The sequence below is a fragment of the Aeromonas sp. R6-1 genome, from assembly GCF_040908165.1.
In the GTDB taxonomy this organism is placed as follows: Bacteria; Pseudomonadota; Gammaproteobacteria; order Enterobacterales; family Aeromonadaceae; genus Aeromonas; species Aeromonas caviae.
In genome coordinates this window covers 194,715-216,857 of the sequence record NZ_JBFODF010000053.1, presented here as the reverse complement: position 1 = coordinate 216,857, position 22,143 = coordinate 194,715, and the positions used below count along the sequence as shown (strand labels likewise).

The window sequence follows — 22,143 nt, the reverse complement described above, 5'->3', positions numbered from 1 at the left end:
AGCAGGTGAGTTCCCGGGACTGAACTATAAGAAAGGATGATAAACAACAAGGACGTATCCCGATGAAACAGTCTCGCATGCTGTTGATTGCCCTCGCCCCCTTCGCCTGCTGGGGGGCCACGGCCGAGGAGGAGGCCCTGCAACAACAGCTGGATCTCCTGCGCCAGCAACTGATCCAGCAAAACCAGGCCCTTCATCAGCTCCAGGCCCGCCTGGAGGCCGTCAAGGCCGCCGGTGCCACGACGGCAACCACCGGGGTCGGAGCCGGGGCCGCCGTCGCCTCCACCCAGCAGGATGCCTCAAGGCGCACGCCGGAAGTCGGCCGCAGTACCGAAGACCTGATGATCGAACAGCACAATGTGTTCGACCGCGCCCTGACCGTCGATGTGGGCCTCTCCTACCAGCACTACAACCGCAAGGATCTCGCCCTGCGCGGCTTCCTCGCCCTGGACGCCATCTTCCTTGGCGAAATCAACCTGGATCGGGTTCGCTCCGATCAGTGGACGGCGGATGTCATCACCCGCTACACCCTCAACGATCGCTGGCAACTGGAGCTGGCCCTCCCCTACATGTTCCGCAACACCAACTACCAGAGCACCGGCAAGGAGAACTCCAGCCGCGACTTCGAGGAGCAGAGCGTCAGCGATGGCGGTCTGGGGGATCTCAGCCTCGCCATCTACTACAGGGTCATGGCAGAGAGCGAGGATTGGCCGGATCTGGTGTGGAACTTCCGGGCCAAGGCGCCGACCGGCAAGGATCCTTACGGCATCGAGATCAACACCTCGGAATCGGGCAACCTGGTGACCCCCAAGGAGCTCGCCACCGGCAACGGGCTCTGGCAGCTCTCCACCGGCTTCTCCCTGGTCAAGACCATGGATCCCGCCATCCTGTTTGCCAGCCTCAACTATGGTCACAGCCTCAAGCAGGACTTTGACGATATCTCCTACCAGCCCGGCAACCAGCCCGGCAGCATCCAGCTGGGGGACTGGTATGAATATGGCCTGGGGGTCGCATTCGCCCTCAACGAACGCTTCAGCCTCTCCTTCAACATCAACCAGCGCGTCACCATGGAGTCCGAGCAAGGGTCCGAAGGCTTTGCCATGGAGAAGGTCACCGGCTCCGATGCCAACGCCGCCAGCTTTGGCATGGGGTCGACCTGGGCCATTACCGACAACCTCTCCATGGCGGTCAACTGGTCTGCCGGGCTCACCACGGACGCACCGGACTACACCATCGGGATCCGCTTCCCCTACCGCTTCTAGCCCCGTCAGGACCCCGGCAGGTTGACGGCAAAAAAACGAGGGAGGCATAACGCCTCCCTCTTCTTGTTGCCGCCAGCCTGCCTGGCGGGCCATCGGTGACATCACACCCCCAGGCGATCGCGCAGGGTGTACCAGGCGGCGCCGGCGGCGGTGAAGGGGATGCGCAGCAGGCGGCCACCCGGGAAGGGGTAGTGCGGCAGCCTGGCGAACGCATCGAAGCGCTCCGCCTGACCGCTCAGCACCTCGGAGAGCAGCTTGCCCGCCAGATGGGTACAGGTGACGCCGTGGCCGCTGTAGCCCTGCATGTAGTAGATGTTGTGACCGATGCGGCCAAACTGCGGCAGGCGCGACAGGGTGAGCAGGAAGTTGCCGGTCCAGGTGTACTCCACCTTGACGTCTTTGAGCTGGGGGAAGGTCTTGCGCATCTTGGGGATGATCAGCCGCTCGATGTCCGCCGGATCCCGCGCCCCGTAGACCACGCCGCCGCCATAGATGAGCCGGTGATCGCCGGAGGTGCGGTAGTAGTCGAGCAGGTAGTTGCAATCCTCCAGACAGTAGTTTTGCGGCAGCAGTGAGCGGGCCCGCTCCTCTCCCAGCACCTCGGTGGCGATCACCTGGGTGCCGCAAGGCATGCTCTTGCCGGCGAGCTCGGGCACCAGATTGCCGAGGTAGGCGTTGCCGGCCACCACGATAAAGCGTGCCTTCACCGCCCCTTTGGCGGTCTTGACCAACGCCGGCTGACCCGGAGTAATGCTGGTGACGGCGGACTGCTCGAAGATAAGCCCCCCCTGCATGCGGATGGCTTCCGCCTCCCCCAGCGCCAGATTGAGAGGGTGAATATGGCCGCCGCTCTTGTCCAGCAGGGCGCCGACGTAGCGATCGCTCGCGACCACCTCGCGCACTCCCTTGGCATCGAGCAGCTCCAGCTGGTCGTTGCCCCACTTCTCCCAGCGCGCCTTCTGCGCCTTGAGCTCGTGCAGCTGCTTCTCGGTCTCGGCGGCAAAGACCCCGCCCTCCTGCAGATCGCACTGGATGTTGTAGCGTTTGATCCGCTCGCGGATGATCTGGCCCCCCTCAAACAACATGGAGCCGAGCAGCCTGGCCTGATCCGGCGGGCAGTTCGCTTCGATGGTGTCGATGTCGCGGCTGTAGGAGTTGACGATCTGGCCGCCGTTGCGGCCGCTGGCGCCAAAGCCGACCCTGGCCGCCTCCAGCACCACCACCTTGTACCCCTTCTCCACCAGATGCAGCGCACTGGAGAGGCCGGTGTAGCCTGCGCCGATGACGCAGACGTCGCACTCCAGCTGCTCGGTGAGCGTGGGATAGGGCGCGTGTTTGTTGGCACTGGCTGCGTAGTAACTGTTTACATGTTCGGTCATGATCCCTGTTTCCTTACCGGTTCGTTTCCAACACAACGGGTTGTTCACATTAAAAGCTGGCCGGGGTGTGGGCGCTGACGATGCGGCAGACCTGCCCCGAAGGATTGCTGAAACTGTGGGGCTCGCCGGTGTCGATGACATAGCTGTCCCCGGCGCACAGTTCATAGGTCTGGCCAGCCAAGGTCAGCAGCACCGACCCTTCCAGCACGGTGCCCACCTCCTCCCCCTGATGCTTCACCACGCCGCCGGTGTCGGTGCCGGGGGCATAGGTCTCCAGCATGAAGCCGAGCTGGCGCCGATTGTTGCCGTTGTGCACCAGCTTCATGGAGACCCCCTGGCTGCCGAGCTCGATGAGCTGCTCCGCCTTGATCACCACGCTGGGCGTGCTCGCCACCTCCTCTTCGGCGAAGAAGCGCGACAACGGCAGCTCGTAGACGCTCAGCAGCTTTTGCAGGGAGGCCACCGAGGGGCTCACCTTGTTCTGCTCTATCATGCAGATGGCGCCGTGGGTCAGGCCGCTCAGTTCCGCCACCCGGCGCTGGGAGAGCCCGAGCTCCCTGCGGATCCGGGCGAGCCGCTCCCCCATGTTTCTCTCGTGCTCCGCCAGGGGGTTGTCCGTCATGGTCCGCCACCGGACCTCGCCACGGGATTGCTCCATCGCCCATCTCCTTCCATGGTCATTCGAATACCTGGGGCCAACTGGTCAATATAGTGAGTCAGGCACGTCAGCCCCGTTCACTATCCTGCACAACCCAGAGCGTTCATTATTTTGCACACTCTGCGCAATAAAAACCGCTACAATCGCGCTCACAGCCCCATTTCTAGCATGTGACGCCCCGTTCACTCAAATATATTTAACACTTGAAAAACATTTCGGCTCATTTTATGGTCGTTACGTGCTTATTATTCTATACGGCGGTGCCCACATAAACGCACCACCCAGACCCACTATCGAGGCCCCTTACTTATGTCAGCATCACAACCAGCTCTCTCCCTGATCAAATCCCTGGCCTATGTCGACGGCCGCTGGTGCGAGTCCCTGGGCGGGCGCCGGTTCGAGGTCCTGAACCCGGCCACCGGCCAGGTCATCACCCAGGTGCCCGACATGGACGGGGAGGATACCCGCCTCGCCATCGCGGCCGCCCACGCGGCGCAACCCGCCTGGGCGGCCCTCACCGCCAAGGAGCGCAGCAGCAAACTCTACGCCTGGTTCGAGCGCATCATGGCCAACCAGGAGGAACTCGCCCGCATCATGACCTGCGAGCAGGGCAAGCCGCTGGCGGAAGCCAAAGGAGAGGTGGCCTACGGCGCCAGCTTCATCCAGTGGTTCGCGGAAGAGGGCAAGCGTGCCTATGGCCGCACCATCCCCGGCTTCTCCGCCGATCGGCGCCTGGCCACCATCAAGCAGCCGGTGGGGGTCGTGGCCGCCATCACCCCCTGGAACTTCCCCATCGCCATGATCACCCGCAAGGCGGGTCCGGCGCTGGCCGCCGGTTGCACCATCGTCATCAAGCCCGCCGCCGAAACGCCACTCTGCGCCCTGGCGCTGGCGGTACTGGCGGAGCAGGCGGGCATTCCCGCCGGGGTCATCAACATCGTCACCTCCCATCAGGCGAGCGCGGTGGGCAACGAGCTGTGCAGCAACCCCGTGGTGCGCAAGCTCTCCTTCACCGGCTCCACCCGCATCGGCAAACTGCTGATGCGCCAGTGCGCCGACACCATGAAGCGCCTCTCCCTGGAGCTTGGCGGCAACGCCCCCTTCATCGTCTTTGACGACGCCGACCTCGACGCCGCCGTGGCCGGGGCCCTGGCGTCCAAATACCGCAACGCCGGCCAGACCTGCGTCTGCGCCAACCGCATCCTGGTGCAGGCCAGCGTCTATGACGCCTTCGCCGAGAAGCTCGCCGCCGCGGTCAAGGCCTTCAAGGTGGGAGACGGCATGGGCGAGGGCGTCCAGATCGGGCCCCTCATCAACCCGGCCGCCGCCAGCAAGGTGGCCGAGCTGGTGCAGCAATCGGTCGCCGCCGGTGCCCGGGTGCTGGTGGGGGGCGACGCCCACCCCGCCGGTCCCCTCTTCTATCACCCCACCATCCTGACCGGGGTCACCCGGGGCAACCCCATTCTGGACGAGGAGATCTTCGGGCCCGTCGCGCCTCTGGTGCGCTTCGAGACGGAAGCCGAGGCCATTGCGCTTGCCAACGACACCCCCTATGGCCTGGCCGCCTACTTCTATGGCCGCGACATCGCCCGGGTGTGGCGGGTGGCCGAGGGGCTCGAATACGGCATGGTGGGGATCAACGAGGGGATCATCTCCACCGAACTGGCCCCCTTTGGCGGGATCAAGGAGTCGGGGCTGGGCCGGGAAGGGGCAGCCGAAGGGCTGGAGGAGTACCTGGAGACCAAATACCTCTGCTTTGGCGGCATTCGCTGAGGGAAATAAAAGGGCAATCGCATCGTTAAAACAGATGCGTTATGACGCAGCCCATCGTTTTTACAGATAGAAAGAGAGGGGCGCCGGTCACGACCGAGCGCCTTGTGGGCCCTGAGGGCACGCCCGGGGCCCCCTTTTGCGAACAGGCCGCCCTGCCCGAGGGCAGTTGGCGGCACACATATGGCCAGATGGCACAGGAACAGCGGGGGCCCATGCCCCTCAGGGAGGAAAGATGAGTCATTCAAGCAACAACCAGCAGTGGCAGGCCCGCCGCGAAGCGGCCGTGGTCCAGGGGGTCGGCACCCTGCTGCCGGTCTTCATCGACCGGGCGCACAACGCCGAGCTGTGGGACGTGGAGGGCAACCGCTACATCGACTTTGCCTCCGGCATCGCCGTGCTCAACACCGGCCACAACCACCCCAAGGTGGTGGCGGCGGTGCGCGAGCAGCTCGAGAAGTTCAGCCACACCTGCTTCCAGGTCACCCCCTACTCCGGCTATATCGAGCTGGCGGAAAAATTGAATGCCCTGGTGCCCGGCCCCACCCCCAAGCGCACCCTCTTCCTCTCCACCGGCGCCGAGGCGGTGGAGAACGCCATCAAGATCGCCCGCGCCCACACCGGTCGTAGCGGCACCATCGCCTTCAAGGGGGGCTTCCACGGCCGCACCATGATGGGCATGGCCCTCACCGGCAAGGTGGTGCCCTACAAGACCGGCTTCGGCCCCTTCCCGGGGGAGGTCTATCACCTCCCCTTCCCCGCCGATTACCTGGGAGTGAGTGAAGACGATGCCCTGGCCGCGCTGGATCTCTGCTTCAGCGCCGACATCGAACCCACCCGGGTGGCCGCCATCATCATCGAGCCGGTGCAGGGGGAAGGGGGCTTCTACCCCGCCTCCGCCAGCTTCATGCAGCGCCTGCGCCAGGTGTGCGACCAGCACGGCATCCTGCTCATCTGCGACGAGATCCAGACCGGTTTCTGTCGCACCGGCAAGACCTTCGCCACCGAATACAGCGGTGTCGAACCCGACATCATGACGCTGGCCAAGAGCCTGGCCGGCGGCTTCCCGCTCTCTGCCGTGGTGGGCAAGAGCGAGGTGATGAACGCCGCCAAGCCCGGTGGCCTGGGGGGCACCTATGCGGGCTCCCCCATCGCCTGCGCCGCCGCCCTGGCAGTGCTGGAGGTGATCGAGGAGGAGCGCCTGAACCAGAAGGCCCTGGCCCAGGGGGAGCAGATCAAGGCACGCCTGCACCAGCTGGCGACACGGTTTGACTGCATCGGCAACATCCGTGGCCCCGGCGCCATGGTGGCCATGGAGCTGGTGAAGGAGGGGGATGCCGAAAGACCGGACCCGGATCTCACCAAGCGGCTGGTGGCCGAGGCGGGCAAGCGGGGGCTGGTGCTGCTGGCCTGCGGCGTGCGTGGCAACGTGATCCGTTTCCTCGCTCCCCTGACAGCCCCGGCAGCCATCGTCGACGAGGGGCTCGACCTGCTGGAGCAGGCCCTGTCCGCCTCCCTGGCCTGATCCGGAAGACCGCGTTCGCCCACGTGCAAAAAAATGCGTTTTTGCTCCCTTGATATGCTTGTCAAGGGGGCATCACGAATGCACAATGCGCCGCCGTATTCAAGGACCGTCCGCTCATCGGAGCCCGGTTCTTTTTTTGCGCCAAACAAATCCATAACGAGGCCGGAACAGACCGGAAATGATAACGAGGTGGCACGCCATCTCACGACACCCGCTTCTTAGTGAGGAACTCCATGGGGCATATCATCGCTTTCCTGCCGGCCCGCGCCGGTCTGCGCCATCCGTCCGCATCCCGGACTGGCGCCCCCACCGTGCAGGATGACCTCACCGTCAGCCTGATCCCGTCAGCCAGCCTGCGGGGGATCGCCTGATGCACCCGCACCCCGCCGGTCTGAAAAAAAGCCTGAAACTCTGGCACGTGGTCATCATGGGGCTGGCCTATCTCACCCCCATGGCGGTGTTCGACACCTTCGGCATCGTCACCGAGATCACCGAAGGCCATGTGCCGACCGCCTACCTGCTCGCCCTCATCGGCATGCTGTTCACCGCCATGAGCTACGGCCACCTGGTGCGCAAGTTCCCCTCGGCAGGCTCCGCCTACACCTATGCCCAGAAGGTGTTCCACCCCTATGTGGGTTTCATGGTGGGCTGGGTCTCCCTGCTCGACTACATGTTCATGCCCATGATCAACATGCTGCTGGCCAAGATCTACATGGAGGCCCTCTTCCCCGGCGTGGCCCCCTGGACCTACATCCTGGCCCTGGCCGCCGTCATGACCTTCCTGAACCTGCGGGGCATCAAGCTGGTGGCGAACTTCAACAGCCTGATCGTCATCATGCAGTTCAGCATCATCGCCGTCTTCATCGGCCTCATCGCCTGGGGCGTGAGCCACGGCGAGGGGCTCGGCACGGTGGCGAGCAGCCGCCCCTTCTTCTCCGAGCAGATGCACATCAATCCCCTGCTGACCGGCGCCTCCATCCTCTGCCTGTCGTTCCTCGGGTTTGACGCCATCACCACCCTGTCGGAGGAGACCCCGAACGCGGATCGGGTGATCCCCCGGGCCATCGTGCTCACCGCCCTCATCGGCGGCGTGCTCTTCATCTCCGTCTCCTACTTCCTGCAGCTCTTCTTCCCGGACATCTCCCGCTTCCAGCAGCCGGATGCGGTGCTGCCGGAGATCGCCCTCTATGTGGGCGGCAAGCTGTTCCAGGCGGTGGTGCTGGTCTGCACCACGGTGGCGGTGCTCGCCTCGGGGCTCGCCTCCCACGCCGGGGTATCGCGCCTGCTCTACGTGATGGGCCGGGATCGCGCCCTGCCGAGCCGCGTCTTCGGCTACATCCACCCCACCTGGCAGACCCCGGCTCTCAACGTGCTGCTGGTGGGCATGCTGGCCCTCTCGGCGGTGGTCTTCGATCTGGAGATGGCGCTGGCACTCATCAACTTCGGCGCCCTGGTGGCCTTCACCTTCGTCAACCTGGCGGTGATTGCCCACTTCTATCTCAGACTGGGTCACAACAAGACCCTGAAGGATCACCTGCTGTTCCTCGCCCTGCCCCTGTGCGGCGCCGCCTGCATCGGGGTGCTCTGGCTCAACCTGGAGCCCGCCTCCTTCGAGCTGGGGCTGATCTGGGCCGCCCTCGGCGCCATCTACCTGCTGCTGCGCCTCACCGTGTTCCGGGTCCGCCTCGGCCGCCCCGAGCAGGACGCCTCCTGAGCAAAACCGGCGCCCCCAGGGCGCCGGTTTCACATGGCGGCAAAGCAGGACCCCGTCTGATGACAAGGTTGTCATCGACTTTCCGGCAGCGGTGGCGAAGTGATCGCTCACGGGGGGAACAAATTCCCCGCTGGCGGCCTTTTTCGCTTGTCTCCTCCCCCCCCTGAGGGCACAATACGGCGCCCCTTGAGAGCCGATGTTTCAACAACATCGGTTCTTTGCTTTTCTGGGGCACACCACCATTCACCAAGAGGCCGGCCATGTGCCGGAATTGATACCCAGATTGCCAAGCAATCTCCTGACGTTGTGAGGAAAAACATGGGGCATTTCACTGCTTTCCTGCCGGTCCCCGCCGGCGTGCGCCACGCATCTGTGCCACAGATGGGCGCCCCCTGTGTCCAGCGACGCGTTTCCGCGTCCCTGATCCCGTCCCATCTCGCCCACGGGGCCTGTGCAGAGGAGAAAGCGTGATGGCCGGTGCCAAGCTGCTCAAGACCCTCACCCTGTTCCAGGTCGTGGTGATGGGTCTGGCTTACCTCACGCCCATGGCGGTATTCGATACCTTCGCCATCGTCGGTGACATCACGGATGGTCGCGTGGCCACCGCCTACCTGCTGGCGCTCGGCGGCATCCTGCTGACCGCGTTCAGCTACGGCCACCTGGTGCGCCGCTTCCCGTCCGCAGGCTCCGCCTACACCTATGCCCAGAAGGTGTTCCACCCCTATGTGGGCTTCATGGTGGGCTGGTCTTCCCTGCTGGACTACATGTTCATGCCGATGATCAACATCCTGCTGGCCAAGATCTACCTGACCGCCATGTTCCCCACCGTGGAGCCCTGGATCTTCATCTTCGGTCTGGTGACCGTGATGACCTTCCTGAACCTGCGCGGCATCAAGCTGGTGGCGAACCTCAACGGCTTCATCGTCTTCATCCAGATCGCCATCATCGTCACCTTCCTCGGCCTCATCGCCTGGGGCCTGAGTCACGGTGAAGGGGCCGGCACCCTGATGAGCAGCCGTCCGTTCCATGTGGAGTCTGCCAGCATGCTGCCGCTGTTCACCGGCGCCACCATCCTCTGCTTCTCGTTCCTGGGCTTCGACGGCCTGAGCTCCCTCTCCGAAGAGACCCCGAATGCCGGCAAGGTGATCCCCCGCGCCATCGTGCTGACGGCCCTCATCGGCGGCATCATCTTCGTCACCGTCTCCTACAGCCTGCAGCTCTTCTTCCCGGATCTGGCCCGCTTCAAGGAGCCGGACGCCGTGCTGCCGGAGATCGCCCTCTACGTAGGTGGCACCCTGTTCCAGAGCGTGGTGCTGGTGTGCACCACCGCGGCCGTGCTCGCTTCCGGCATGGCGGCCCACGCCGGCGTGTCGCGCATCCTCTACGTGATGGGTCGCGATCGCATGATCCCGGAGCGGGTGTTCGGCTATATCCACCCCACCTGGCGCACCCCGGCCATCAACGTGCTGCTGGTGGGGGCCCTGGCCCTCTCCGCGGTCTCCTTCGATCTGGACATGGCCCTGGCCCTGGTGAACTTCGGCGCCCTGGTGGCCTTCACCTTCGTCAACCTCTCGGTGATCGGCCAATTCTGGGTCCGCGAGAAGCGCAACAAGAGCCTCAAGGAGCACCTGCTGTTCCTGGTGCTGCCGCTGCTGGGGGCCGCCACCATCGGCGCCCTCTGGATCAACCTGGAGCAGAGCTCCCTGGAGCTTGGCCTCATCTGGGCGGGGATCGGGGTCACCTACCTCTTCCTGCGCCTCGCCGTGTTCCGCATCCCCTTCCGTCAGTACGAGGAAGCGGCCGACGGCCAGTAAGCCATCTCGATCGCAAGATGCAAAGAGGGGAGCCCACGGGCTCCCCTCTCTTGTTTGCACGACGCATCGCCTTCTGCCGGGTTTCCCCTCAGTAGGTGCCCGTCTTGCGCAGCACGGCGCGGCCCGCCGCCTTGGCGGGATCGTCCACCACGTTCTCGACTCGCTGCTGGGTGTTCTTCGCCTTGTTGTAGGTCTCGCCCACACCGGCAGCCTCGGCGGCCTTGCGCTTGGCGTAGTCACCGGGATTGTCCACCGCATTCTCGACCCGCTGCTGGGTGTTCTTGGCCTTGTAGTAGGCGTCATCCACGCCGGTGGCTTGGGCCGCCTTGCGCTTGGCATAGCCAGCGGGATCGTTGACCGCGTTGTCCACACGCTGTTTGGCGCTCTGCGCGGAGCAATGGCTGTTGACCCCGGTCGCGCTGTTGACGGCCGAGCCGATCGCCACGTCTTTGGAGCTGCAATCGGAGGGCAGCACGGCGGCATGAGAGGAGAGAGAGGCCATCGCCAGGGGCAGGAGAAGAAGGGACCAATGTTTCATGACAGACTCGCAATTACTGATTAAATGACGAGGCAGTCTACTCCCATTGACTGAGTGGCGGCACAGGATCCACCAGTGGATGGCACCCCGTCCGTCAGTTTCTAACGCATCCCTACATTCGACAGACCAATTCACTTAAAACAACAAAACAATCAGAATTAATCACTACACTCCCATCTGGCCCGCCAATCCCGAGCCCCCTGTCACCAAAGCATCATAAAAGTGTCACTTTGTCATATTTCTGTCATAGAGCACTGCTGTAATGCGCCCGTCCAATTCAACGCAGACGTCCCAAGAGGCACCATGCAAAGCAAACCGTCATCCCCGCAGACCCGCGCTACCGGCCCCCTGTTCAACTGGCTAGCGGTGATCACCTTTGTTTACCTGATCCTGGTCGCCGTCGGGGCCGTCTCACACGGCTTTAAAGGGTTCTCCGGCGGCGCCGAGGGCGCGGCCCAGATCTTCGCCTTCGCTAACAACCCCTTCGTCGCGCTGCTGCTCGGCATCCTGGCCACCGCCCTGGTGCAATCCTCCAGTACCGTCACCTCGGTGATCGTCGGCCTGGTGGCGGGCGGCCTGCCCATGAGCATGGCCATCCCCATGGTGATGGGGGCCAACCTCGGTACCACCATCACCAACACCATCGTCTCCTTGGGGCACATCCGGGACAGAGGCGAGTTTCGCCGCGCCTTCGCCGCCGCCACCGTGCACGACTTCTTCAACCTGCTGGCCGTCTTCATCTTCCTGCCCCTGGAATTGATGTTCGGTCTGCTGCAAAAGAGTGCCGAGTGGCTGTCCGGTCTGCTGCTGGGCTCCGCCGACATGTCCATGAAGGGGATGGATTTCATGAAGCCCCTCATCTCCCCCTCCCTGGATCTCATCGACAGCGCCGTCGCCTTCCTGCCGGGCAAGGGCCCCGCCATCGCCACCATCGTCATCGGCATTCTGCTCATCCTGTTCTGCGTCACCGCCCTCGGCAAGGTGCTGCAACGGGTCATGGTGGGTCGTGCCAAGGAGCTGCTGCACAAGGCCCTGGGCCGTGGTCCCCTGACCGGCATCGCCTCCGGCACCCTGGTGACCGTCATGGTACAGTCCTCCTCCACCACCACCAGCCTGATGATCCCGCTGGCGGGCGGCGGCGTGTTCAACACCCGTCAGCTCTACCCCTTCACCCTGGGGGCCAACATCGGCACCACCATCACGGCCCTGCTGGCGGCCACCGCCATCAGCGGCGCCGGCGCCCAGCTGGCCTTGACCATCGCCTTCGTGCATGTGCTGTTCAACGTCTTCGCCGTGGCGCTCATCTATGGCGTGCCCTTCCTGCGGGAATTGCCCATCAAGGCCGCCGAAACCCTGGCCCGGGTCGGCAGCGAGAACAAGCTGCTGGCGCTGGGTTACGTGGCCGGGCTTTTCTTCGCCCTGCCCGCCCTGATGATGGTGGCCGTCAAGTAAATCCGAACCGGGGGCATCATGCCCCCGGTGCCTTGCCCGTCCGGTCACATCCTCCGGCATCCCCCCTCGCCCTCCCTCCCCGGCTGGGATAAGATGCCCCTTCATTGCACTCTGATTTCAAGGAACAGGAAAACCCGATGAAATTCATTCTGATAGCCCTTCTTATCGCCGGCGCCGCCTACTACTTCTACTCCAGCAGCAACAACCGGAAGCTGGCGGAAGAGAACGTGCGCAAGGGGGCCGAGTTCCTCGCCAGCAACCAGGAAAAACCCCTGGTGACCACCACCGCCTCCGGCCTGCAGTACGAAGTGCTGACCCCGGGCACCGGCACCGTTCACCCCACCGCCACCAGCAAGGTAAAGGTGCACTACGAGGGCAAGCTGCTGGACGGCACTGTGTTCGACAGCTCCGTCGCCCGTGGCGAACCCATCGAGTTCGGCCTCAACCAGGTGATCAAGGGTTGGACCGAAGGGGTGCAACTGATGGTGGAAGGGGAGAAGACCCGCTTCTACATCCCCGCCAACCTGGCCTATGGCGATCGCGCCGCCGGCAAGATCCCGCCGGGCTCAGTCCTCATCTTCGACGTGGAGCTGCTGGGCATTCAATAAACCCGCACGGGGCCTGCGTTGAGCTTGGAGGTGGCGCTGCGGGGCATCCCGTCAGAGGCCACGTCCGATGGACCCTGATCACAACGCCGGCGCACTGCGCCGGCGTTGTCGTTTCTGCCCCGGTCTCCCTCGCCCTGATGCCAGACTATCAACCAAAAGTGAAGGGTGCTTATCCATAAAGCCTGATTGTTAACCCATCAATAGGGGCAGATAATGACCACATCGTCAGCGGCATGTCGCCCTGGCCTCGGGTTGTCGGTGCGCCGCGCATCGGCACAACGCATATGGAGTCTGTCATGTCTATCGCCCCTGTCTGGTTCATCTCCCACGGCGCCCCGGATCTGGTCCTGCGCGATCAGCCCGCGACCCGGTTCCTGAAGCAACTGCGCCTCGAGGGTGCCAGAGGGCTGGTGGTAATCTCGGCACACTGGTTCAGCCGAAGCGAGCTGCAGATCAACGTCGAGCCCAACCCGGCCCTGATGTACGACTTCTACGGCTTCCCCGAGCCCCTCTACCAGATCCGCTGGCCCGCGACGAGCCCGCAATGGTTGCAGGAAGCGGTGAGCGATCAGCTGCTGCTGGCCGGCCTGCCCGCCACCCCGGTGCGCCGCGAGCTGGATCACGGAGTCTGGTCCCCCCTCTCCCTGATGGATCCGGACAGTGAACTCCCCCTGGTGCAGATCGCCATCCCGGCCAGCTTCACCCCGGCCCAGCTGTGGCAACTGGGGGAGGCATTGCAGGGGCTGCGCGAGCAAGGGATCGGCATCCTCGCCTCCGGCGCCATCACCCACAACCTCCGTGCCCTCGGGCCGGACGGCTCGCCGGTTCCCCAGTGGGCCAGTCAGTTTGCCCGCTGGCTGGAGCAGACCATGGCAGAGGGAGACAGGGGGGCGCTGGAAGATTACCGGGCCCGGGCGCCGGGCGCGGTGGAATCCCATCCCCATGACGATCACCTGCGCCCCCTGTTTGTGGCGCTCGGCGCGGCGGGGGCCGACAGACCGCGAAAGCTGCACGAGAGCTGGGATTACGGCAGCCTCTACATGGGGGCCTACCAGTTCGGTTGAGGGCGGGGCGGCCAGGCCGCCCTGCTTGCCGTGCTGCCGCCGACGCGCGTGGCGAAATTGCGGACTCGTTATAGCCATTTTCCGGTAGAATGGCCGCCATTGGATGAGGCTTGGCAGGGATGGCTGTCGCGTCGGGTGGCTAGATGAACCTATATCGAACACTGATCCTGCTCTGTCTGCTCTGCCTTCAACCTGTGCAGGCCCTGACCCTGCACAGCCGCTACGATCCCGCCCCGCTGCCTCCCCGCTGGTCGGAGGCGGAGCTCGGATGGCTGCGCCAGCAGTCCCAACTGCGGGTCGGCATCCTGCAAGAGGACTACCGCCCCTTCACCATGATCGCTCGCCAGCGCGTCGAGGGGCTCAGTGCCGACTACATCGACCTGCTGGCCCGGATGCTGGACAAACCCGTTGCCCTGAGCGCCTTCCCCGACAAGGCGCACCTGCTCCGTGCCCTGGCACGGGGGGAGATACACCTCGCCAGCCTCGGCAATCTCACCCTGGCGGACAGTGACACCCGGGCGATCCGCCTGAGCACCCCCTATTTCAGCAGCCCCCTCGTCTTCTCCGTGCCCAGACGTTATCGGGGGGCACTGCTCACACCGGGACAGCGGGTGGCCGCCGTCGGGGATCAGATAGACAGGGCGCGCTTTGGCCGCTACTACCCCACTCTCACCCTGGTGACCTATCCCTCCAACATGGAGGCGTTCGATGCGGTCTTCTTCGGCCGCGACGACATCCTGCTGGGGGATGCCCACGCCACCCACTACCTCAACAGCGAGCGCTTCGACAACCTTCGCCAGCGGGGCGAGGCCCCGCCCGAGCTGGCGCCTGCCGAGTTCCGCTTTGCCGTCCCGGCCACCGAGCCCGCCCTGCTCAGCCTGGTCAACCGGGGGCTGGCGGCCATCGACGACCGGGCGCGCAACACCCTCTTCACCCAGTGGAACGGGCCCATCCGCGACATGAACGAGCGAAGCGCCGATCTCTATGATGCCGCCGAGCGGGCCTGGATGCGGCAAGCGCCCCCCATCAGGGTGTGGCTGATGGACAACCTCTACCCCTATGGCGCCCTGGATCATGACGGCCAGCTGGTCGGCATGACGGTGGACATGCTGGACAAGATCCGCACACGTACCGGCCTCACCTTCGAGTTCGTGCGGGCAGACTCCGAGCGCCAGTTGGCAAAAGCCATGCAGTCAGGCGCCATTGACCTCATCGGCGCCATCTCCCAGCAGGTGGCCGAACACTACGGGCTGCGCACCTCGGTGCCCTACGCCACCGACAACATCTATGTGATCCTCACCCGCCAGGAGGAACAAGGGATCGACACCATCCGGCGTCTGGCGGGCAAGACGGTGGCGATGACGCGCCATGTGCCCCTCGCACAGAGACTGGAGGGCAGCCGCATCACCCAGGTGGAGAGTGCAGCAGAAGCGATGGAGGTGCTCGCCCAGGGACGGGTGGATGCCGCCATCGTGCCCCTCTATTTTGCCCGCCATGCGCTGGACAATGATCCCCAGAGCCCCCTGCGCATCGCCGGCCCCGCCGATGACGAGCCGATCCGGATGGGGTTTGCCAGCCTGCCCGGACAGGGGATGCTGATGGGGATCCTCGACAAGACCATCCTCGCCATCCCCCCCAACGAGCTCGCCATGATGAGTTACGAGTGGCGCAACCGCAAACTGCCGGTGCCCGGCTTCATGGATCGCCACGCCCACATCGTCTACCTGGTGTTCGTGGGGCTCCTCACCCTGGCGCTGGTGCTGCTCTATCGCAACCGCATGTTCAAGCGGATGGCCAGCGCCGAGCAGGCTTCCCGCCAGCAACTGGAGGCCCATGTCAGGTTCATCCGGGCACTGGGGGAGAGCCTGCCCCACCCCATCGTCGTGCGGGACAAGAGCGGCAAGGTGCTGCTGTGCAACAGCAAATACCTCACCCAGCTCGGCGCCGAGCCAAAGGCCATCCTGGGTCAGCCCTTCGCCCAGGGGCTGTCAGGGGTGCTCGATGCAGACAACATCGCCGTGCTGGAGCAGGACTTTGCCAGGGTATTGCAGGAGGGGCAGCCCATCTTTGCGGATCGCCTCTTCCATCACAGGGGAACCCAGAGCGACATCTATCACTGGATGGTGCCCTATTTCGACGGGGAGGGGGCCATCAGCGGGGTGATCGACGGCTGGATAGACATCACGGACCGCAAGCGGCTGGAAGAGGCGCTGCGCGAGGCCAAACAGCAGGCCGACAGCGCCAGCCGCGCCAAGAGCGACTTCCTCGCCACCATGAGCCACGAGATCCGCACCCCCATGAACGCCATCCTCGGCATGCTGGAGCTGGCCACCGAGGATCCCGCTCTCAGCCGTCACAGCGGCGAGCTGCTGCGCATCGCCGCCGACTCCGCCAACGGCCTGCTGGCTCTGCTGGGGGACAGCCTGGATATCGCCTCCATAGAGGCAGGCCAGATGACCCTGACGCCCACCCCCTGCGATCTCGCGCCCCTGCTCTCGTCCGTCACCCGGGTCTTTGCGGGCATGGCCGAGCAGAAGGGACTGATCTATGAGGTCAAGCTGCCCGACACCCCCATGCCAAGGGTGCTGATCGATCCCCTTCGCCTGCGCCAGATCCTCTTCAATCTCATCGGCAACGCCATCAAGTTCACCGAGCAGGGCCGGGTCGCCATCACCGCCACCCTGACCGGGGGCGAGCAGCCTCCTGTGCTGCACCTCATCATCACCGACACCGGAGCCGGCATTCCCGCGGACAAGCTGCCCAGGCTCTTCACCCCCTTCTATCGCGCCCACGGCCAGGGCCAGTTCCCCGGCAGCGGGCTGGGCCTCAATATCGCCCGCATCCTGTGTCAGATGATGGGGGGGGAGATAGCCGTTCACAGTCAGGTCGGCGAAGGCACCCGCCTCGAGATAAGGCTGCCCCTCACGCTCGCCCAGCAACCCCCCGCCCCGATCACGGCAATCCCGGCGCCCCAGCCCCAGCCCCACCAGGCTCAACCCCTCCCCCATCGGCTGCATATCCTGGTGGTCGATGACAATCACGCCAACCAGATCCTGCTGCGCCAGCAGCTCAAGCATCTGGGACACGACGTCAGTGTACGCAGCAATGGCCTGGAGGCCCTGCGCGCCCTCGCCAGCCACCCCTTCGATCTGGTCATCACCGACTGCCAGATGCCGGTGATGGACGGCTTCGAGCTGACCCGCAACCTGCGTGCCCTTGGCCATGACCTGCCCGTCTGGGGCTTCACCGCCCATGCCCAGCCTCGCGAGCGGGAGCTTTGCCTCGCCGCCGGCATGAACGACTGTCTGTTCAAGCCCATCGGCCTCGCCCGTCTGCGCGCGGCGCTGGCCACCCTGGGGCCAGCGCCCTGAATACCGCCAGCCCTTCCTCCCGTCATGTCGCACGGGCGCGGCTGAGAGTGCGACTGAGAGTGCGACTGAGAGTGCGGCATAAAGGGTCGCCCACAGAAACAAGAGACAAGAGACAACGTGGACCAGCCATGGATACAAGGCCGGTGGCGGTTCGAGCCCGATATAAAAAACCGACACCAGGGTGTCGGTTTTTTATATCGGGAGGTGCGCCCTGCCTTCCTGTCACGCCAGTCTGGCGCCGGGTGAAGCGGGCGTCACGGGGAGGATCAGTAGAAGATCCGCTCCCCTCGCTCGCTCATCTTGAGCCAGACCGGCTTGGTGCTGGTCTTGTTCCAGATGCGGTGCAGGTAGCTGTAGAAACGGGCGCGATCCCGGCGAAACAGCATCACCGGGAAGGCGAGCAGACCCGCCATCAGGACGAAGATGCGGCGAAGGATTATCTGAGTCAGGGAGAAGGGATGAAACATGATGTAACGCCTCACTGGTAAGACCACTGAACAAAGATTACGCCAATCATTGTAGGATTACTACACCGACAGCGCCATTTTTTGATAAAAAATGGGGCTAAAAGCCTAAAAATGAAACCGGGTTACATTCTTTAACTAAAAAACAACAAAGGTGGCAAAACGCGGCCCCTGTTCCAGAGTTAACGAGGACTGGACCAGAACGGGGGAACACAGGATGAAACTTGCAGATGCGGCGCTGCTGGGGGCATTGGGCGTGCTCGCCTGGAGCCAGTGGCAGGAGTGGCGGCTCAATCGTGACGATGCCATCGACATCCCCTATCACGGGGTCCCCACCGCCAGCCTGTGGCAATGCGGTCTGCTGATAAAGGAGATGGCCGCACTGGCAGAACAGAGGGGCGAAGAGAGGTCCGGATCCAGGGGCGAGGCATTGGCCGAGATGGATCAGCATCTGCACAAGACGTGGCAACGGGAGGGTTGTTCACGGCTGACTGACATGCAATGAAGCATCATCCTGGGCCGCCATGGCGGATGGACAACGTCAGTGACGTGGAAAACAGGGAGAAGATGGAGGCACGTTCCGGAGTCGAACCGGACTAAACGGATTTGCAATCCGCTGCATAACCGCTTTGCTAACGCGCCATGCTGACAAGGCATTGCCTTGAGAGTGATGTCCATGGTTGGTGCCATGGAGCATTGGAGCGGGAAACGAGACTCGAACTCGCGACCCCGACCTTGGCAAGGTCGTGCTCTACCAACTGAGCTATTCCCGCATGACTGCTTGCGTGCCAGTTGCCTGACAACGAGGCGCATTATACGTACCCCGAGCCCGGGCACAACCCTTTTTTCTCACTTTGAGCCCTTTCCCGTGCTGTTTGCTCACCCTTTAGACGCCTTGGTCGAAAATCCCCCCGCTCCCTGTGACCCGACGAGCGAATTTAAGATAAAGCCATTGAAATAGTTAGCCTTTAGTCAGAAACTCATCGCGCTTAGTAACTGGATTCTCAATTGAAAATCATGCGATGAAATGGAACTTCAGGCCTCGGGGGCTCAGACCGCAGCTGATGCTGGCTTTTTTCATGTTGGGCCTGGTGCCCTTCCTGGTCGTCACCCTGTTTTTCCTCTACAGCCACGGCAAGGATCTCACCACCCAGACCTCCAACCATCTGGTCTCGGTGCGCAACATCAAGAAAAACCAGCTGCAAGACTACTTCGGCAACCTCAAGGAGCAGATCATCAACTTCTCCCAGCAGGACTTTGCCGGCAACAGTATCGGTCGCTTCTACGGTTTCACCGGTGCCTTCGAGAAGCTCGGCACCACGCCGCAGGAGGCCCGTGCCCGCGCCCAGGCCCGCTATGTGCCGGGCTCCTGGGACAAGCTGCAACAACCTGACAGTCAGGTGGAGATAGAGCCCTCCATCAGCGCCCTCATCCTGGCAGACGAGATGTATGGCCGCGTCCACCAGCGCTTCCATCGCGGCTACGCCGACATGGTGCGCAAATCCAACTACAGCGACATCTTCCTGGTCGACCTCAACGGTGACGTGGTCTACTCGGTCACCAAGCAGGCCAACTTCGCCACCAACCTGCTCTCGGGCCCCTACCAGTCCAGCGGTCTTGGCAACACCTTCGCCAAGATCAAGCGCCGCCTCGATGGCGGCCAGAAGCCCCAGCAGATCTTCGAGTTCACCGATTTTGGCCGCAACGAGCTGACCGGCCAGGTGGTCGCCTACCTCGCCGCTCCCGTGATGCAGTACGACTATGTGCGCGGCGTGGTCATCTTCGAGCTGCTGCCGGACAAGCTCAACCAGATCATGGCGGAGCGGGAGGGGCTCGGCGCAACCGGCGAGACCATTCTCATCGGCCCGGACAAGCGGATGCGCGCCAACGCCTGGCTCGCCCCCGAATTCAGCGTGGAGAACAGCTTCAGCCCCGACTTCCGACCGCTGCAGACCCCCCTCATCATCAAGGCCCTCTCCGGGGAGCAGGGGGTCGGCCCCTTCCTCTCCTACCACGATGACGAGGTGCTGGCCGCCTATACCCAGGTGAAGGTGTTCGATACCGAGTGGGCCTTCATCGCCGAGATCTCCACCAGCGAGGCCTATGCCCCCATCCGCCAGCTCGAGACCCTGGTGATCCTGCTGGGGGCTGGCTCACTGCTGCTGCTGATCCTCTTCTCCCGCTGGCTCTCCCACTCCATCACGGCGCCCCTGCGATCCCTCACCGCCGCCGCCGAACAGGTGGCTGACGGCGCCCTGGATCACCCCATCACCATCCCCCGCACCGACGACGACATCGACCGGCTGGCACAGGCGTTTCGCCACATGCAGCGCTCGGTGAAGGACAAGATCGAGCTCATCGAACGCCAGACCCAGGAGCTGCAACAGCAGGTCAAGCTGACCCACAAGCAGAACCTCAGCCTGCAACAGGCGGACAAGCTCAAAGACGAGCTCCTGGCCAACACCTCCCACGAGCTGCGCACCCCCATCCACGGCATCAAGGGGATGGCCGAGTCCATGCTCGCCAGCCAGCAGGACCTGACCGAAGGGCAGCAGAAACAGCTCGGCCTCATCATCAAGAGCGCCGACGGTCTGGCGCGCCTCGTGGACGACTTGCTCGACTACCACCAGATGCGCTACGGCCAGCTGGAGATCCACCCCCAGCCGGTCTCCTCCAAGGGGGTCATCCGGCTGGTGCTGGATCTCTGCCAGCACCTCGTGCAAGCCAAGCCCCTCACCCTGGTGGACAAGAGCCCCGCCGAGCTGCCCCCTGTGCTGGCGGACGAGCAGCGCCTCGAGCAGGTGCTCTACAACCTGGTGGGCAACGCCATCAAGTACACCCCCCAGGGCAAGGTGGTGCTGAGCGCTTTGGTGGAGGGCAACTTCCTGCGCATCAAGGTGACCGACACCGGCATCGGCATCGCCAGGGACCACCTGGAGCACATCTTCGAGCCCCTGGTGCAGATGAGCCCGGAAGTGAGCAAGCAGGGAGCGGGCCTCGGTCTCTCCATCACCCGCCAGCTGGTGCACCTGATGGGGGGGGAGCTGTTCGTGGAAAGCGAGCCGAGCGTCGGCTCCACCTTCGCCTTCACCCTGCCGCTGGCCAGCGGCAAGGCGGGCAGTCTGACCCTCGACAGCCGCCAGATAGAGCACCAGCTGGTACGCCAGCAGCCCGTCATCCTGCCGGACTGGGAGAGCGAGGATCTGCCCCCCCCGCCGCAAGATGCCCCCGTCATCCTGGTGGTGGATGACGAGCCCATCAATTTGCACATACTGCGCCACCTGCTGCAGCCCTGCGGTTATCGCATCCTGCCCAGCAGCGACGGCCACGACGCCCTGACCAAGCTGGCTCAGGAGCCGGTGGATCTCATCCTGCTTGATGTGATGATGCCCACCCTCTCGGGCTTCGACGTCTGCCGCCGTCTGCGCCAGCAGCACCCCAAGGAGAAGCTGCCGGTGCTGCTGCTCACCGCCCTCAACCAGCCCAAGGAGATTGAAGAGGGTTTCAACGCCGGGGCCAACGACTATCTGGTGAAACCCTTCTGCAAGGAGGAGCTGTTCGCCCGGGTGAGGGCCCTGCTGGAGGCCAGCGCCGGGCGCGCCTCCCTGGTGGAGAACCGCCTGCTCAAACAGGAGATAGAGCACCGTCTGCTGCTCCAGGAGCAACTGCACCAGGATCAGGAGCGGCTCCTCGCCCTGCTTGGCGAGGGAGCCGACCCCATGGTCTTCCTCGATGAGCAAGGAGGGGTGCTGTTTGCCTCCCGGGCCCTGGCGCGCCTGCTGGGTCAGGAGCCGGAAGCCATGGAGGGGCAGATGCTGGACGAGTGGCTGGCCGCCCCGCTGGCAAGCCAGTGGCCCGACATGACCGCGCAGCCGGAGCGGGAGCTGGACTTCCTAGTGGCGGGCCAGCGAGACACCCTCAACGCCCGCGCCCTGCCCATCAACCTGGGGGGGCAGCACGCCTATGCGCTGACCCTTGGCACCGAACCGCGCCAGGACGACAATCGCATGGCTGCACTGGAGAACGCCCTCAAGAGCCTCTCTCGCCAGGCCATCATCGAGGATGGCCAGTTGCTGGGGGAACTGAGCCGGCTGGGAGGGGAGTTCAGGTCGCTGGCCGACGATCTCATTCGCCAGCAGGATGACGAACCTCTGCGCCGCGCCCTGGTGGACACCATGCGTCTCACCCTGGAGACCTGGCAGCAGAGCACCGGCAAGGGCAAGATAGTGCTGGCGGAGAAGAGCAAGCTGTGGCGGGTCTACATGGACCGCTCCAGTCCCCAGACCCGCACCCTCGACAAGTACCTGAACCTCGACACCCTGCCCAAGGCACCGCGCTGGAAGACGGTGGTGGCCAGCGCCGAGTACGTGCTCAAGCACTGCGCCCTGAACGAGGTGCAGCACCAGAGTCTGCACCAGAGCACCCAGCGCCTTCGCCAGCTCGCCAGCCGCAAGGCATGAGTCTCCAACCCGCAGCCACGTTGCTCTGATGATGGCTGCGGGATAGAAAACCAAGCACCAATGG

Annotated in this window: 16 protein-coding genes and 2 tRNA genes; 12 read left to right on the top strand and 6 right to left on the bottom strand. The window is 64.0% G+C overall.

Going from position 1 to position 22,143, the window contains the following annotated elements; genetic code table 11:
• Positions 1 to 62: 62 nt before the first annotated feature.
• Positions 63 to 1,262: a transporter gene (locus tag AB5Y68_RS17945; protein WP_039039333.1), complete on the top strand. Its 1,200-nt coding sequence runs from the start codon at positions 63 to 65 to the stop codon at positions 1,260 to 1,262.
• Between the two features lie 101 nt (positions 1,263 to 1,363).
• On the opposite strand, the gene AB5Y68_RS17940 is transcribed toward AB5Y68_RS17945, so the two are convergent.
• Positions 1,364 to 2,641: an FAD-binding oxidoreductase gene (locus AB5Y68_RS17940; protein ID WP_039039332.1), complete on the bottom strand. Its 1,278-nt coding sequence runs from the start codon at positions 2,639 to 2,641 to the stop codon at positions 1,364 to 1,366.
• Positions 2,642 to 2,690: 49 nt separating this feature from the next.
• Entirely contained in the window at positions 2,691 to 3,299 is a 609-nt protein-coding gene (gene puuR, locus AB5Y68_RS17935) for an HTH-type transcriptional regulator PuuR (protein ID WP_029314011.1), read from the bottom strand.
• Between the two features lie 309 nt (positions 3,300 to 3,608).
• Between puuR and AB5Y68_RS17930 the strand changes: the two genes are divergently transcribed.
• From AB5Y68_RS17930 to AB5Y68_RS17910, 5 genes are all read left to right on the top strand, one after another.
• Entirely contained in the window at positions 3,609 to 5,072 is a 1,464-nt protein-coding gene (locus tag AB5Y68_RS17930; protein ID WP_010673552.1) for an NAD-dependent succinate-semialdehyde dehydrogenase, read from the top strand.
• 232 nt (positions 5,073 to 5,304) lie between these two features.
• The gene (gabT, locus tag AB5Y68_RS17925; protein WP_039039330.1) at positions 5,305 to 6,594 is read left to right on the top strand and encodes a 4-aminobutyrate--2-oxoglutarate transaminase; all 1,290 of its coding nucleotides are present in this window, start codon (positions 5,305 to 5,307) and stop codon (positions 6,592 to 6,594) included.
• Between the two features lie 233 nt (positions 6,595 to 6,827).
• Positions 6,828 to 6,965 (top strand): hypothetical protein, encoded by a 138-nt coding sequence (locus tag AB5Y68_RS17920; RefSeq protein ID WP_164882979.1) that lies wholly within the window; start codon positions 6,828 to 6,830, stop codon positions 6,963 to 6,965.
• Entirely contained in the window at positions 6,965 to 8,308 is a 1,344-nt protein-coding gene (locus AB5Y68_RS17915; protein WP_039039329.1) for an APC family permease, read from the top strand. Before AB5Y68_RS17920 ends, AB5Y68_RS17915 begins: the two co-directional genes overlap by 1 nt.
• A 470-nt stretch (positions 8,309 to 8,778) precedes the next feature.
• Positions 8,779 to 10,122, top strand: a complete 1,344-nt coding sequence (locus tag AB5Y68_RS17910) for an APC family permease (RefSeq protein ID WP_039039328.1) — start codon at positions 8,779 to 8,781, stop codon at positions 10,120 to 10,122.
• Positions 10,123 to 10,210: 88 nt separating this feature from the next.
• On the opposite strand, the gene AB5Y68_RS17905 is transcribed toward AB5Y68_RS17910, so the two are convergent.
• A complete protein-coding gene (locus AB5Y68_RS17905) occupies positions 10,211 to 10,660 on the bottom strand; it encodes a hypothetical protein (RefSeq protein WP_127464653.1) in 450 nt (149 codons plus the stop codon).
• Positions 10,661 to 10,963: 303 nt separating this feature from the next.
• Between AB5Y68_RS17905 and AB5Y68_RS17900 the strand changes: the two genes are divergently transcribed.
• The 4 genes from AB5Y68_RS17900 to AB5Y68_RS17885 all read left to right on the top strand — a co-directional run bounded on the left by AB5Y68_RS17900 (position 10,964) and on the right by AB5Y68_RS17885 (position 17,155).
• Positions 10,964 to 12,112, top strand: a complete 1,149-nt coding sequence (locus AB5Y68_RS17900) for a Na/Pi symporter (protein ID WP_039039326.1) — start codon at positions 10,964 to 10,966, stop codon at positions 12,110 to 12,112.
• Positions 12,113 to 12,249: 137 nt separating this feature from the next.
• Positions 12,250 to 12,720 (top strand): FKBP-type peptidyl-prolyl cis-trans isomerase, encoded by a 471-nt coding sequence (locus AB5Y68_RS17895; protein WP_010673545.1) that lies wholly within the window; start codon positions 12,250 to 12,252, stop codon positions 12,718 to 12,720.
• Positions 12,721 to 13,016: 296 nt separating this feature from the next.
• A complete protein-coding gene (locus AB5Y68_RS17890) occupies positions 13,017 to 13,784 on the top strand; it encodes a class III extradiol ring-cleavage dioxygenase (protein WP_039039325.1) in 768 nt (255 codons plus the stop codon).
• Positions 13,785 to 13,927: 143 nt separating this feature from the next.
• Entirely contained in the window at positions 13,928 to 17,155 is a 3,228-nt protein-coding gene (locus tag AB5Y68_RS17885) for a transporter substrate-binding domain-containing protein (protein WP_039039324.1), read from the top strand.
• A 266-nt stretch (positions 17,156 to 17,421) separates the two neighbouring features.
• Here AB5Y68_RS17885 and AB5Y68_RS17880 read toward each other — a convergent pair whose 3' ends face one another.
• Complete coding sequence (locus AB5Y68_RS17880) at positions 17,422 to 17,622, bottom strand: YbfA family protein (protein ID WP_039039323.1); 201 nt, start codon at positions 17,620 to 17,622, stop codon at positions 17,422 to 17,424.
• Positions 17,623 to 17,836: 214 nt separating this feature from the next.
• Between AB5Y68_RS17880 and AB5Y68_RS17875 the strand changes: the two genes are divergently transcribed.
• The gene (locus AB5Y68_RS17875) at positions 17,837 to 18,124 is read left to right on the top strand and encodes a hypothetical protein (protein WP_039039322.1); all 288 of its coding nucleotides are present in this window, start codon (positions 17,837 to 17,839) and stop codon (positions 18,122 to 18,124) included.
• A 63-nt stretch (positions 18,125 to 18,187) separates the two neighbouring features.
• Here AB5Y68_RS17875 and AB5Y68_RS17870 read toward each other — a convergent pair.
• Positions 18,188 to 18,261 (bottom strand) — tRNA-Cys (locus AB5Y68_RS17870).
• A 55-nt stretch (positions 18,262 to 18,316) separates the two neighbouring features.
• Positions 18,317 to 18,392: transfer RNA gene (locus AB5Y68_RS17865), tRNA-Gly, on the bottom strand.
• Between the two features lie 249 nt (positions 18,393 to 18,641).
• Between AB5Y68_RS17865 and AB5Y68_RS17860 the strand changes: the two genes are divergently transcribed.
• Positions 18,642 to 22,079 (top strand): ATP-binding protein, encoded by a 3,438-nt coding sequence (locus AB5Y68_RS17860; RefSeq protein ID WP_010673541.1) that lies wholly within the window; start codon positions 18,642 to 18,644, stop codon positions 22,077 to 22,079.
• The last annotated feature ends 64 nt before the right edge of the window (positions 22,080 to 22,143 follow it).

Bases quoted from the DNA above. Each gene is read 5' to 3' on its own strand.
- AB5Y68_RS17945 (WP_039039333.1), top strand. From the start codon at position 63: ATGAAACAGTCTCGCATGCTGTTGATTGCCCTCGCCCCCTTCGCCTGC.
- AB5Y68_RS17940 (WP_039039332.1), bottom strand. From the start codon at position 2,641: ATGACCGAACATGTAAACAGTTACTACGCAGCCAGTGCCAACAAACAC.
- puuR (WP_029314011.1), bottom strand. From the start codon at position 3,299: ATGGAGCAATCCCGTGGCGAGGTCCGGTGGCGGACCATGACGGACAAC.
- AB5Y68_RS17930 (WP_010673552.1), top strand. From the start codon at position 3,609: ATGTCAGCATCACAACCAGCTCTCTCCCTGATCAAATCCCTGGCCTAT.
- gabT (WP_039039330.1), top strand. From the start codon at position 5,305: ATGAGTCATTCAAGCAACAACCAGCAGTGGCAGGCCCGCCGCGAAGCG.
- AB5Y68_RS17920 (WP_164882979.1), top strand. From the start codon at position 6,828: ATGGGGCATATCATCGCTTTCCTGCCGGCCCGCGCCGGTCTGCGCCAT.
- AB5Y68_RS17915 (WP_039039329.1), top strand. From the start codon at position 6,965: ATGCACCCGCACCCCGCCGGTCTGAAAAAAAGCCTGAAACTCTGGCAC.
- AB5Y68_RS17910 (WP_039039328.1), top strand. From the start codon at position 8,779: ATGGCCGGTGCCAAGCTGCTCAAGACCCTCACCCTGTTCCAGGTCGTG.
- AB5Y68_RS17905 (WP_127464653.1), bottom strand. From the start codon at position 10,660: ATGAAACATTGGTCCCTTCTTCTCCTGCCCCTGGCGATGGCCTCTCTC.
- AB5Y68_RS17900 (WP_039039326.1), top strand. From the start codon at position 10,964: ATGCAAAGCAAACCGTCATCCCCGCAGACCCGCGCTACCGGCCCCCTG.
- AB5Y68_RS17895 (WP_010673545.1), top strand. From the start codon at position 12,250: ATGAAATTCATTCTGATAGCCCTTCTTATCGCCGGCGCCGCCTACTAC.
- AB5Y68_RS17890 (WP_039039325.1), top strand. From the start codon at position 13,017: ATGTCTATCGCCCCTGTCTGGTTCATCTCCCACGGCGCCCCGGATCTG.
- AB5Y68_RS17885 (WP_039039324.1), top strand. From the start codon at position 13,928: ATGAACCTATATCGAACACTGATCCTGCTCTGTCTGCTCTGCCTTCAA.
- AB5Y68_RS17880 (WP_039039323.1), bottom strand. From the start codon at position 17,622: ATGTTTCATCCCTTCTCCCTGACTCAGATAATCCTTCGCCGCATCTTC.
- AB5Y68_RS17875 (WP_039039322.1), top strand. From the start codon at position 17,837: ATGAAACTTGCAGATGCGGCGCTGCTGGGGGCATTGGGCGTGCTCGCC.
- AB5Y68_RS17860 (WP_010673541.1), top strand. From the start codon at position 18,642: ATGAAATGGAACTTCAGGCCTCGGGGGCTCAGACCGCAGCTGATGCTG.